We start from the raw sequence: 12169 nt of genomic DNA, 5'->3' as shown, positions 1-12169 counted from the left end.
GCGCCCAGTTTTCATCCTTGGGGCAGACGACGACCACGCGGAAACCGTGGTCGACGCCTTCCAGCCGAACGCCCTCGGAATCATCGACATGCAAGTCGATATCGAAGGCAGACGGCAGCTTCGAGGGCGAGTTCTCCAGCCCGTTCTGGGCCAGGATATGCTGGTGCCGGTCACTGTTGACCACGCCGTCGACATGGATGCCGTACAACAGCAGCCAGCGGCGGATATAGGACGGGGTGCGCCCCGACGAGGTGTAGATCCAGATGCTGCAGCCCTGGCGGCGCAGGTCGCGGACCAGCTCGCGGGTGCCGCTGCGCAGCGGTTCACCGAGCCAGCGATGGACAAAGCCCGGCAGCTTGCTGTCCTCGGCGGCCGCGTGTTCGGGCAGGCAGGCGAGCGTGTCGTCGATATCGAACGAAATGCGTACCTGGCCCCGCTTCAGCTTGCGCTCGAGGGCTTGGCGGCCGCGGGCGAACAGTGAAGTGCGTTGCATCAGCGGCTCCCCTCGCAAACCGGCACGGCTGTGCCACCGAGGAAGAACTTGCCGGGCTCAGGCGCGTGCGCTTCGAGGAACGCGGCGTACTTTTTCTTGATCTTGGGTAATTCGTACAATGCCTTGACACCGTGTTTAGCGGAGTTGCGAATGACCGAGGACGGGTTGAAGTAACCCTCGGCGTTGTCCAGCGACAGCACGAATGGTGGCAGCCCGGCGCGCATCAGCAGGTAGCTGACGATGAGCGAGCCCGTGCGGTTGTTGCCTTCGATGAACAGCTGCGGCTTGCTGAGGATACGTACATAGACACCGGCAGCCCGCTTCCAGATCGAATCACTGCGGTACGAGCAGTACCAGTTGTACAAGTCCTTGATGCCACCTTCGACGTTGTTGAAAAAGTGCGCCTCGGTGGCCGCCAGGTGCGGGGCGAATTCCACACGCCGGGCCGGGTCGGTGCCGCACAGCACGGTGGCATTGATTTCCAGCATCAGGTTCAGCTGTTGCAGGTCGAACAGGTCGATACCGCGAGCGACATAGTCGTCAATCAGCGCATAGCCTTCAAGCACATTGAGCAGCACCTCGTCGGTAAACGGGTCGCGCGGTTCGGTGAAGTGCTGGCTGAGTTCGGCAAAGCGGCCCTGCACCTCGCGCAGTGCGCGCTCTACCGCTGACAGATCAAGACGACGTATCGCTCGCATTTGAAATCCCGGGTAACACTTTAACGGAAGGTAACGCGGCCGGGTGTTGCAACCTCCCTGGTTGCAACACCCGGCCACCTTGATGGGTGTGATTCAGCTGAACTTGCCGCTGATGTAGTCACTGGTCAGCTGCTCGCGCGGGTTCTGGAAGATCTGCGCGGTCGGGCCCATCTCGACCAGATAGCCGGTGCGGGTACCCTGGGAGATATCGACCGAGAAGAACGCCGTGGTGTCGGCCACACGAATCGCCTGCTGCATGTTGTGGGTTACCAGCGCGATGGTGTAGTCCTTCTTCAGCTCGACCATCAGCTCTTCCACCCGACGGGTGGCGATCGGGTCGAGCGCCGAGCAGGGTTCGTCCAGCAGCAGCACTTCCGGCTCGGTAGCGATGGCGCGGGCGATGCACAGACGTTGCTGCTGGCCGCCGGACAGCGACAGGCCGCTGACCTTGAGCTTGTCCTTCACTTCATCCCACAGTGCCGCGCCTTGCAGGGCGTGCTTCACGCGGTCGCCCAGGTCGCCCTTGTAGCGGTTCAGGCGCAGGCCAAAGGCGACGTTGTCGAAGATGCTCATCGAGAACGGGTTGGGCTGCTGGAACACCATGCCGATGTAGCGGCGCACCACCACAGGGTCGACGCCCTTGCCGTAGACATCCTGGCCAAGGAAGTGCACATGGCCTTCGAAGCGGAAACCCTTGACCAGGTCGTTCATGCGGTTGAGGCTGCGCAGCACGGTACTCTTGCCACAGCCGGACGGCCCGATGAAGCCGGTGATCTCGTTTTTGCGGATCGGCACATGGCTGTCACGCACGGCCATGAAGTTGCCGTAGAAAATCTTGTCCAGCTTGCAGTCCATGACGATCGGGGCTTCGTTGACCATGGGAGCGGCTCTTTGCGCAGTGGATACGTTCAAGTTGGATGCTCCCTTTCTCAATACTTGGGCTTGCCGAAGACTCGGCTCAGAATGTTGATTACCAGCACGATCATCACCAGTACCAGCGAGGCCGCCCAGGCGAGCTCGAGCTGGTTGTCGAACGGCATGCCGGAGAAGTTGTAAATCAGTACGGCAAGCGATGCCGTGGGGTTCATGACCGCCAGGCTGCCGTCATGGTAGATCCAGTAGTTGCTGAACAACGCGGTGAACAGCAGTGGCGCGGTTTCGCCAGCGGCGCGGGCCACGGCCAGCATCACGCCGGTGAGGATGGCAGGCAGGCCGGTGGGCAGGACGATCTTGCAGATCACCTGGGCACGGGTACAGCCCATGCCGTAGGCGGCGTCCTTCATGATCTTGGGCACCATCTTCATCGACTCTTCGGCGGTCAGCACCACGATCGGCAGCATCAGCACCGCCAGCGCCACGCCACCTGCCGGTGCCGAATAGGTGCCGGTGGTCATCACCACCAGGGCGTAGGCGAATACGCCGGCCAGAATCGAAGGCAGGCCAGTGAGCATCTTCGCGGCAAAGCGCGCGGCGTTGGCCAGCTTGCTCTCCGGGCCGAGCTCGGCGAGGAACACGGCTGCCAGGATACCGACCGGTACCGCGATGGCGGCAGCGATGCCGACCATGACGAAGGTACCGGCCATGGCGTTACCAAAACCGCCGCCCATCTCGAAGCCGGTAGGCGGCAACTCGGTGAACACTTCCAGGCTGAGGCGCGCACCGCCGCGGGTGATCAGCATGTACAGCACGGAAATCAGCGGCACGCTGGCAACCAGCGCCGCGAACCAGGCCAGCGAGGTCAGGACCAGGCTGCGCAGGGCGCGGCCTTCGAGCTTGCGCTGCAGGCTGGGCAACGCGGCTACAGGGGTCGAAAGGTCGGTCATTGTTTGTTACCCCGCTGGGCGTAGAGCATGATCATCGAGCCGAACACGTTCACCAGCAGGGTGATGAACATCAGTACCAGTGCCGCATACATCAGCACCTCGATCTCGTTCGGGCCGGCTTCCGGGAAGTTCAGCGCCAGCAGCGCTGCCAGGGTGTTGGCCGGGGCGAACAGGGACAAGGTGATGGTATTGGCGTTGCCGACCAGCATGGCCAGGGCCATGGTTTCACCCAGTGCGCGGCCGAGGCCCAGCACCAAGGAGCCGAAGATGCCGGTGGCGGCGGATGGCACCATCACCTTGAGGATGGCTTCCCAGTGGGTGGTGCCCATGCCGTAGGCCGCCTGCTTGGTTTTCATTGGCACGCTGGTCAGCGCATCCTGGGAAACGGCAGCAATGGTCGGCAGGATCATGATCGCCAGTACCAACGCCGCAGGCAGCAGGCCTGGCCCGCTCAGTGAGGTGCCGAAAAACGGGATCCAGCCCAGCTCGCTGTTCAGCCACGCGGTCAGCGGGCGAATCGCCGGGATGACCACATAGATGCCCCACAGGCCGTAGACCACGCTGGGGATGGCGGCGAGCAGCTCGACGATGGTGCGGAACACCGCGGCAAGCTTGGCCGGAAGGAAATCCTGGGTGAGGAAAATGGCCATGCTGACGCCGAAGAAGCCGGCGATCAACAAGGCGATCAGGGCGCTGTAAAGCGTGCCCCAAATGGCGGGCAGAATGCCGTATTTGCCCTGGTTGACGTCCCATACAGTGCCGAACAGCACATCAAACCCGTGCTTTTCCATGCCAGGAAGTGCCTTGCGTCCTACTTCGTACACCAGCGCGAAGACCAGCGCGAGGATCAGCACCACACCGATACGTGCAAGCGCACGGAAGGTGCGGTCAACCAGGAAGTCCTTGGCGGACGGTGGCTGGCACGCGGAATCCGGGTTATCCGGTATGGCAAAAGGTGTGTTCATGGGCGAGTTCCGGGACAAAGGGCAAACACCCCCGGCGTGACAGTCCGTCCACGCCAGGAGCGCCTGAGGGTATTACTTGATGTTTTCCGACGCTTTGCGCACTTCGGCGACAACCGACGCTGGCAGCGGGATGTAACCCATCGAGTCGGCGATCTCCTGGCCTTTGGTCAGGCCGTACTCGACCATTTCACGCATGGCCTTGGCCTTTTCCGGGCTGCCATTGTCCTTGCGGAAGATCATCCAGGTGTAGGAAGTGATCGGGTAGGACTTGGCACCTTCCGGGTCTGGCAGGTGGGCAATCAGGTTTTCCGGCATCTTCACCGCAGCCAGCGCTTCGGCACCGCTCTCGGCGTTCGGCACGACGTACTGGCCGGCTTTGTTTTGCAGTACGGCGAAGTCGACCTTGGCCAGTTTGGCGAAGCCGTATTCGATGTAGCCGATGGCGCCTGGGGTCTGGCGTACGGTGGCGGTTACGCCGTCGTTCTTCGGCGACTTGATGAACTTGTCGGTGGCTGGCCAGTTGACGGTGTTGCCTTCACCCAGGTCTTTCTTGAAGTCAGCGTTGATAGCCGACAGGTGCTTGGTGAACACCGCGTTGGTGCCGCTGGAGTCGGCACGGACCACCACGGTGATCGGCATGTCTGGCAGCTTCAGCTCGGGGTTGGCAGCGACGATCTGCGGGTCGTTCCACTTGGTGATCTTGCCCAGGAAGATGTTGGAGTACACATCGCGAGGCAGCTTCAGCCCTTTAGGGGCGCCCGGCAGGTTGTAGGCCAGGACGATCTCACCGGCGGTCATTGGCAGCAGTTGCACGCCTTCGCCGACCTTGGCGATGTCCGCTTCGCTCATGGCCGAGTCGCTGGCGGCGAAGTCGACGGTCTTGTTCAGGAAGTCCTGGACACCCGCGCCGCTACCCTTGGACTGATAGTCAACGGTGACGCCAGCAGTATTCTTGCTGAAGTCCTTGAACCAGGTCAGGTAGATAGGAGCCGGGAAGCTCGCGCCGGAACCGGTCAGGCGAACGTTCTCGGCGGCGAAAGCCCCGGAAGTGGCACAAAGCGAAACGGCAACGGCGAGTGCAGCAGACTTCATCAGGCGAATCATCGAAAAGCGCTCCTTGTGATGGCCGGCACACTTTGCATCAGCTGTGTTACAGCTTTGTGACGATTGAATGGCAGGCCGCACGGTAGAGCTTTTTCCCTCTGCCATGGCGGCAGGGTGATGTCATGCCTTGGTAACCGAAGGCGATTATCAATTTGCCATCTATCCCCAGCACGAGCGCTCGCCATGTCCCCGACAGAACACACCTTGATGAGGCGCATCCATCGCGAGCTGCTTGGATGAAGAGGCGGAGGTGCCGAGGATCGACTTGCCACAGCGGGTCAGGCAGGAGGACTACAGCCGTAACCCGACGCCGGTGGACATGATTGTGCCGCAGGTTTATTGACAGGGGTGGGGCGGGGGCATTGTCTGGGGCACGCAAAGATCGCGTCAGGGCTGACAGGCGCTGCATGTATTGTGGCAGGCACCTGTCAGCCCGCACGCGATCTTTGCGTGCCCCAGCCTCAAGCGCAATGCCGCAACAGCGTCTTGATCGGCCGCCTGACCCGCCGCTTGGCCACCTGCCGCGGCTTGATCCAGCGGCAGGCGTCTATCTCGTTGCGAGGACGAGGCTTGTCCGCCGCGTTGCGCGCCTCGAACAAATAATGGATAACCCGCTCCTCACGGTACTCGCTGACAAAGCGCAATTCATCGAAGGCCAGGCCGGTCTCTTCCGCCATTTCCCGCCGCGCAGCCTGCAGTGGCGTCTCATCCGGTTCGACCCTGCCCCCCGGCAGGTTCCATTTCGCATTGCGCTTGCGCACAAAAAGCACCTGGCCATCCTTGCGATAAATTACCGTGGCGCGCAGCTTGATACCCTTGCGCCTGGCTGTAGCGATGTCCATTGCCTTCATGAGTCATCCCGGTTCGCCTAGCTGGACCGGAGCCTTGTAACGGCTCCTGTCTCCACCCTAAAGCCTGTATATGTCCATTGAATGACCATCGGCCGAAGCAATGGTGCCATTCGTCCATTGCCCGGCACTCTGGCGCTGCGCAGGGTTTCAACCGGTCAGGCCAATGAAGCGGGAGTGAGGACCATGCCACGCGGTGACAAAGACAAATACACAGACAAGCAGAAGCGCAAAGCCGAGCACATCGAGGCGGGCTATGAGCACAAGGGCGTACCGAAAGACGAGGCCAAGGCGCGCGCCTGGGCCACGGTCAACAAGCAGTCGGGGGGTGGCGATAAAAAAGGCGGTTCGGGGAAAACGACCGCCTCCAGCGAAAAGCAGTCCGCGCGCTCGGACTCGGCAAAACGTGCCGCCAAATCACGTCAGGGCCACTCACGCACCTCTGGCAGTTCGCTGGAAACCCAGACCAAGGCCAGCCTGATGAAAGAAGCGCGAAGCAAAGACATCAAGGGGCGTTCCACCATGACCAAAGCCGAGTTGGTCGAAGCGTTGCGCACACACGGTTAGCGGCAGGGGTGCCGCGACACCTCCCACCAGTTCTGGAGACTTCACATGCCGCGCCTGGGCTAAACGCGACTTGTACGCACACAGCGCTCAGATGTGGAACGACTGGACCAACCGCTACGCCCAGCAGTTCCTGGACCGGTTCGACATCATGTTCGAAGCCAAGGACAAAAACCTGGCGACGCTGGACTATTACCGGCGCTACCTGGCCTGATCAGCCATTGCCGGCGATATCCGCCCCGCCTGTATCACAGCAACCGTTGCGCGAAGCGCACTCGTATTCCGCGGCAGCGCGGGTCGGGAAGTTGATGCTCAGGCGCACCTTTTCCAGCGTGTCATACAGGTCGTAGCCCTCCCCCAAGGCGGCCGGGAAGCCAAAACGGCGAGGGAGCAATTCTTTCTGGAGCGGCACAGCGGGAACTACTACGAAGCGCGTCTGCATGATCATCCCTCTTCCAGCAGTGCTTAAGTATTAGTACCACTATGTGAAAGCATCAAGATGGCTCATGCAAAATTTCAGTGCAGCGCGTGTTTCTGCCCCCATGCGCATTGCTCGTGACTGCTGCATCCCGGCCTTGATCCCCGCCGACCCGGCAGATGCCAGGGCCTGGGATTTGATGCAGACGGGATCGGCATGCAGTTGACGCAAATCAAGCCGCCGTATCGGGTTCGCGAGACGATGGCAGCAAGCAGCGCATCGATAACCGCGCGATCTTGGACAAGGAGCCCCACATGAGCCCGCTGAAACACATACTGGTAGCCACCGACCTGTCACCCTTTGCCCGCAACGCAGCGGAGCGCGCGGCCGTCCTCAGCCAGGCGCAGCAAGCCCCGCTGGACCTGCTGTATATTGCCAACCCGGCACCCTTCGAGCGCCTGAAGCAGCTGGTGGTACCTGATGACGACCTGTTGCAGCGGGTGCGGGACAGCGCCGGCGAAAAGCTGCGCGCACAGGCGGCAATGCTGTTCCAGCGCTATGACATTGCCGCTGGCGTGCAGGTGGCCAACGGCTCGGTGACCACGGAAATCTCCCGTGTGGTGCAAGACAAGGGCAGCGACCTGCTGGTGTGTGGGGCGAAAGGCCAGGGCGTGGGCCGGCGCTTGCTGCTGGGCTCTACCGTGCACAAAATGCTTGATCGGATGCCCTGCCCTTTGCTGGTGGTGAAGCAGGCGCCCCGCGACGCCTACCGCACCGTGCTGGTGCCCGTCGACTTTTCGCCAGCGTCGCAGCGGGCCATCGAACTGGCCAAGGCCATTGCGCCTCAGGCCGAAATCATCCTGTTGCATGTGTACGAAGCCCCGTTCGAAAGCAGTATCCGCTTCGCCCACATCGACCATGACACCCTCACCCATTACCGCAACGTCATCCGCAAGGATGCCGTGAAACAACTCGCCGCACTGAGCGAGATTGCCGGCGTGGCCGACGCCCGGCAGATCGTGCTGCATGGCGACCCTGGCTGGCGGATTGCCGAGCAGGAGCTGGCGCTGGAGTGCGACCTGATCGTGGTCGGCAAACAGGGTGAAAGCGCCCTGGAAGCGCTGTTGGTCGGCAGCGTCACCAAACATGTGCTGAACGAATCGCAGTGTGACGTGTTGGTATCGCCATGAACTGACGGTGTCGACGATCTTGCCGGGCGTCTTTCCACAGCCGCCTCGGCAGGAGTCGACGTTTACCGCTACGCACTCGCACGATATCGCCGTGCGCGCCGCCCTACCCAAACAAAGCGGATTTTGAACGCGCTGCCCAAACGGTCCTCCACATGGTGCTGGGGGGCGTCGCGCCGGGACAGCAAGCTGCAGCGGTGAGCTTTCATCGATTGCACTGATGATCACTATCGAGCGGCGCGCCTGTCGGCCTGGCAGGGCCGTCCCTATAATCGCCTGCAAATCTCCCCGCTCCTGCGCCTGCCACAGGCGACATCCCCTCATGGAACCGCACCCCATGCCAAATACCCCCCAGGCCCGTCAGGGCCTTCCCGAACACAGCCAACAGAGTCTCACCCAGCAGTGGCTGGCGATTCTTTCGGTCGCCGTTGGTGCCTTCGCCCTGGTCACCAGCGAGTTTCTGCCGGTGGGCGTGCTCAACGATGTGGCCAGCGACCTTGGCATCAGTGCCGGCCTTGCCGGCCTGATGGTGACCCTGCCCGGCATCATGGCCGCGCTGGCCGCGCCTTTGATTTCCGTGGGCGTCGGTGCACTGGACCGGCGCTACCTGCTGATCGGCCTGACGCTGATCATGATCATCGCCAACGCGATCGTCGCCTACGCCGTCGACTTCAACCTGCTGCTGGTCGGCCGGGTGCTGCTGGGCGTCAGTATCGGCGGCTTCTGGGCCACCGCCATTGCCCTCAGCGGCCGCCTGGCGCCTGATGGCATGGGCGTAGCCAAGGCCAACTCGATCATCATGGCCGGGGTTACCCTGGCGACTGTAGTGGGTGTGCCCGTAGGTACCTGGCTGAGTGGCCTGATGGGCTGGCGCATGACCTTTCTGGTTACCGCGCTGGTGGGGATCCCGGTGCTGCTGGCGCAGGTACTGTTGCTGCCGCGGCTGAACCCGGAGAAGGCCATTCGCGTGAGCGACCTGCCGGCCCTGTTCATCAACCCGCAAGCGCGGGTCGGTTTGATCGCCGTCCTGCTGATCGGTCTGGCGCACTTTGCCGCGTACACTTACGTTGCACCGTTCTTCAAACAGAATGCCGGCTTTGATGGCCCTACCATCGGCTCATTGTTGCTGCTGTATGGCGTGGCCGGATTCATGGGCAACATCTTCGCCGGTTTCGCGGCCAACCGCAGCGTACGGCATACCCTGATGCTGGTCGCGCTGCTGATCGCTGTCAGCACCGCCCTGTTCCCGCACTTCGCCACCGGCATGACCGGCGCCGCGATGCTGATCGCGCTGTGGGGCTTTGCCTTTGGCGCGTTCCCGGCCTGCGCCAATATCTGGATGTTTGTGGTCGCGCCCAAGGATGTCGAGCGTGGCATGCCGCTGTTCGTGGCGATGTTCCAGGTGATCATTGCGCTGGGCTCGTTCTTCGGTGGGCAGGTGGTCGACCATATGGGCACGGCGGTGCTGCTGAGCCTGGCCACGGCGCTGGTGGGCTGTGGGTTTGTCACGGTGCTGGTGCTGGGGCGCAATGTCAGCAACAGCCTGGCAGCCCAAAGCGCTTGATGAAAGCGCGAGTGCCCCAGGCAAAGTCCGCTCCTCTGTAGGGGCGGACTTGCCCGCGAATACGGCAGCAGCTCAGACGCTACGCGTCAGGCCACCATCGACCTTGATGTTCTGCCCAGTGATGTACGCGCCACCCTCGCTGGCCAGAAAGGCAATGGTCGCGGCAATTTCCTCGCTGGTGCCATAACGCTTGAGCGGCACGCTGTCGCGACGTTGCTCGGTGGCCGGCAGGCTGTCGATCCAGCCCGGCAGCACATTGTTGATGCGCACGTTATCCGCCGCATAGGTGTCGGCAAATATCTTGCTGAACGCTGCCAGGCCCGCACGGAACACCGCCGAGGTCGGGAACATTTCGTTGGGTTCGAACGCCCAGGCGGTGGAGATGTTGATGATCGCCCCGCCCTTCTGCCGTTGCATGATCGGCGTCACCAGGCGTGTCGGGCGGATGACGTTGAGCAGGTAGGTGTCCATGCCCTTGTGCCAGTCGCCATCGCTGATCTCGAGGATCGGCGCACGTGGACCATGGCCGGCACTGTTCACCAGTACATCGACACGCCCCCACTGCTCGACCACGGCATCGACCAGCCGCTGCAAATCCTCGACCGACTGGTTGCTGCCCGTCACGCCAATCCCGCCCAGCTCCCTGGCCAGCGCCTCGCCCTTGCCCGAGGACGAGAGAATCCCGACCTTGAAGCCGTCTGCGGCCAGGCGGCGTGCTGCCGCAGCGCCCATGCCACTGCCACCGGCGGTGATGATTGCTACCTTTTCTACCGACATACTGCCTCCGTTGAAGATGCAACGCTGTGCTTACAAGTGCATTCACAGTAGCAGCCACGCCGCGACCGAGGGAGGCAGCCAGGCTTCGCCTAGCCAGTAGATTTTCTTTCGTCAACTTGCGCCTTCAGCCAGGCCCTCACCGTTTCCAGCACCGCAATGGGCTGGCCTTTACGTGGCCATACCAGGTAGAACGCCTTGTCCAGCTGCAGGTGCTGGGGGAATACCTGCACCAGCCGGCCGACCGCGATGTCGTCACGGACAAAGGCATGGCTGGCCAAGGTGATGCCCTGGCCGCCAATGGCCGCTTCTATGGCCAGCGAGGTCTGGTTGAAGCGCACGGTCCTGGCGGTGGGCGGTGGGTGACCAGGGAACACCGTTGCACAGAATGACGGCCAGAAATTGTGCGCATCGTGCAGCGCCACATAGCGCTGCAGGGCGGCGAAGCCTTGCGGCCGGCCCATACCGGCCAACAGTGCCGGGCTCGCCACTGCCACCACACGCGGTTCCATCAACAACTCTGCGTTCAACCCGGCAGCAAATGGTGGCTGACCATAACGCACCGCCAGGTCCACCCCATCGGTATGAAAGTGCGAAAGCCGGTCGGTGGCCAGCACCCGCAGGTCGATATCAGGGTGGCTCTCGGCAAAGTGCCCTAGCCTGGGGATCAGCCATTTCGAGGCAAAGGTCGGCGTCACGCTGACGGTGAGGTGGGAAGGTGTCGGGCGCAGCAGCCGTGTGGCCTCGTCGATCATCGCCAGGGCACTGCGCACACTGGTGCTGTAGGCATGCCCGGCATCGGTCAGGCCAAGCCCGCGCGGCAAGCGCTCGAACAGGCGCACCTCCAGGCCGGCTTCCAGCCCGCGAACCTGCTGGGCAACGGCGGCCTGGGTGACACCGAGCTCCTCGGCCGCCAGGCGAAAGTTCAAGTGGCGCGCCACCACCTCGAACACGCGCAGCGCGTTGAGTGAGGGCAACCCGGGAAAACCTGAGGTCATGGCGATGGATTTTCTATTGGCTGGGCTGGCAGCATTGCGCCGAGGCTAACCTCATCGGCCGAGGAAGTCGATCACGGCAGCGCAAACGCATGTGGCTGATCCAGCATGACGAAAACGTCCGGCCCGCTGCCCTCGACCTGCACCGACATGCGCTGGGTGTTTTCTGGTGCAGGCAGGCTCGGCGAGGCGGATACCGAGGTCAGTGTCAGGCTGGTGGCGGATGTCAGCAGACCCCAAAACCAAAGCCTAGCCCGGCACTACATCGCCCTGGCCGCCTGCGCCAAGCGCTGGACGGCCCGGCGAATTTCATCCGCATCCAGCGAAGCAAACCCCAGGCGCAAGGCGTTCTCGGCATGCCCGAACGGCGAAAACTGCCGGCCACTGCGCACTACCAGGTCCAGCTCCTGCGCTTTGCGAACCAGCCGGTCCACATTGATGGCGTCGGCAAACCGCACCCACAAGGCCAGCCCGCCCTCCGGTTCGCGTACCGTAATCTGTTCGCCAAACGCATCCCGCAGGCAAGCCAGCAGGGTCTCCCGACGCCGGCGGTACTCGCGGTTGACCCGGCGCAAGTGTTTTTTCAGCTCGCCATCATTGATCAGCTCGGCCAGCATCCGCTGCATCACCGCATCGCCCTGCCCCAGGTTCAGCGTCGCCCTGCGCTCCAGCACTTGTGTCACCTCTGCCGGCGCCACGATAAAGCTGCAACGGAACGTGCTGCCCAAGGCCTTGG

14 protein-coding genes and 2 pseudogenes are annotated in these 12169 nt (G+C 62.5%); 5 read left to right on the top strand and 11 right to left on the bottom strand.

The window, feature by feature from the left end; translation table 11 throughout:
* From HP546_RS17365 to pstS, 6 genes are all read right to left on the bottom strand, one after another.
* The coding region (locus tag HP546_RS17365; RefSeq protein ID WP_172227742.1) for a hypothetical protein at positions 1-493 on the bottom strand (493 nt) is incomplete at its 3' end.
* Positions 493-1191: a hypothetical protein gene (locus HP546_RS17360; protein WP_172227740.1), complete on the bottom strand. Its 699-nt coding sequence runs from the start codon at positions 1189-1191 to the stop codon at positions 493-495. The genes HP546_RS17360 and HP546_RS17365, both read right to left, overlap by 1 nt.
* Positions 1192-1284: 93 nt before the next feature.
* Positions 1285-2070, bottom strand: a complete 786-nt coding sequence (gene pstB, locus HP546_RS17355; RefSeq protein ID WP_218583469.1) for a phosphate ABC transporter ATP-binding protein PstB — start codon at positions 2068-2070, stop codon at positions 1285-1287.
* Between the two features lie 50 nt (positions 2071-2120).
* Positions 2121-3014 (bottom strand): phosphate ABC transporter permease PstA, encoded by an 894-nt coding sequence (pstA, locus tag HP546_RS17350; RefSeq protein WP_172227736.1) that lies wholly within the window; start codon positions 3012-3014, stop codon positions 2121-2123.
* Positions 3011-3979, bottom strand: coding sequence for a phosphate ABC transporter permease subunit PstC (gene pstC, locus HP546_RS17345; protein ID WP_172227734.1), 969 nt, complete (start codon positions 3977-3979; stop codon positions 3011-3013). The genes pstA and pstC overlap by 4 nt, the downstream gene beginning before the upstream one ends.
* 72 nt (positions 3980-4051) lie before the next feature.
* Positions 4052-5083: a phosphate ABC transporter substrate-binding protein PstS gene (gene pstS, locus HP546_RS17340; protein WP_172227732.1), complete on the bottom strand. Its 1032-nt coding sequence runs from the start codon at positions 5081-5083 to the stop codon at positions 4052-4054.
* Positions 5084-5321: 238 nt separating this feature from the next.
* On the opposite strand from pstS, the pseudogene HP546_RS31440 reads away from it, so the two are divergent.
* Positions 5322-5426: pseudogene (locus HP546_RS31440) on the top strand (polyphosphate kinase 2); the annotation flags it as partial.
* A gap of 118 nt (positions 5427-5544) precedes the next feature.
* Here the strand turns inward: HP546_RS31440 and HP546_RS17335 are convergent.
* On the bottom strand, positions 5545-5934 hold the full coding sequence (locus HP546_RS17335) for an NUDIX domain-containing protein (RefSeq protein WP_172227730.1): 390 nt from the start codon (positions 5932-5934) through the stop codon (positions 5545-5547).
* Between the two features lie 183 nt (positions 5935-6117).
* On the opposite strand from HP546_RS17335, the gene HP546_RS17330 reads away from it, so the two are divergent.
* Both HP546_RS17330 and HP546_RS17325 read left to right on the top strand, forming a co-directional pair.
* Positions 6118-6498, top strand: a complete 381-nt coding sequence (locus HP546_RS17330) for a termination factor Rho (RefSeq protein ID WP_172227744.1) — start codon at positions 6118-6120, stop codon at positions 6496-6498.
* A gap of 58 nt (positions 6499-6556) precedes the next feature.
* A pseudogene (locus HP546_RS17325) lies at positions 6557-6709 on the top strand (UV damage endonuclease UvsE); the annotation flags it as partial.
* Here HP546_RS17325 and HP546_RS17320 read toward each other — a convergent pair.
* Complete coding sequence (locus HP546_RS17320) at positions 6710-6943, bottom strand: hypothetical protein (RefSeq protein WP_172227728.1); 234 nt, start codon at positions 6941-6943, stop codon at positions 6710-6712.
* Between the two features lie 284 nt (positions 6944-7227).
* Between HP546_RS17320 and HP546_RS17315 the strand changes: the two genes are divergently transcribed.
* Positions 7228-8103 (top strand): universal stress protein, encoded by an 876-nt coding sequence (locus tag HP546_RS17315; protein WP_172227726.1) that lies wholly within the window; start codon positions 7228-7230, stop codon positions 8101-8103.
* 334 nt (positions 8104-8437) lie between these two features.
* Positions 8438-9664, top strand: a complete 1227-nt coding sequence (locus tag HP546_RS17310) for an MFS transporter (protein ID WP_172227724.1) — start codon at positions 8438-8440, stop codon at positions 9662-9664.
* Positions 9665-9736: 72 nt separating this feature from the next.
* On the opposite strand, the gene HP546_RS17305 is transcribed toward HP546_RS17310, so the two are convergent.
* From HP546_RS17305 to HP546_RS17295, 3 genes are all read right to left on the bottom strand, one after another.
* Positions 9737-10441 carry an SDR family oxidoreductase gene (locus HP546_RS17305; RefSeq protein WP_172227722.1) on the bottom strand — a complete coding sequence of 235 codons (705 nt, stop codon included), beginning with the start codon at positions 10439-10441 and terminating at the stop codon, positions 9737-9739.
* An 89-nt stretch (positions 10442-10530) separates the two neighbouring features.
* Positions 10531-11436 (bottom strand): LysR substrate-binding domain-containing protein, encoded by a 906-nt coding sequence (locus HP546_RS17300; protein WP_172227720.1) that lies wholly within the window; start codon positions 11434-11436, stop codon positions 10531-10533.
* A gap of 257 nt (positions 11437-11693) precedes the next feature.
* Positions 11694-12169, bottom strand: a 476-nt coding sequence (locus tag HP546_RS17295) for an aminotransferase class I/II-fold pyridoxal phosphate-dependent enzyme (protein WP_172227718.1), incomplete at its 5' end; no start/stop codon positions are given.

The organism is Pseudomonas sp. CM25 (assembly GCF_013179705.1).
Classification (GTDB): Bacteria; Pseudomonadota; Gammaproteobacteria; order Pseudomonadales; family Pseudomonadaceae; genus Aquipseudomonas.
Note: the sequence above shows the minus strand (reverse complement) of the source record. Positions and strands in the feature narration are given on the sequence as shown.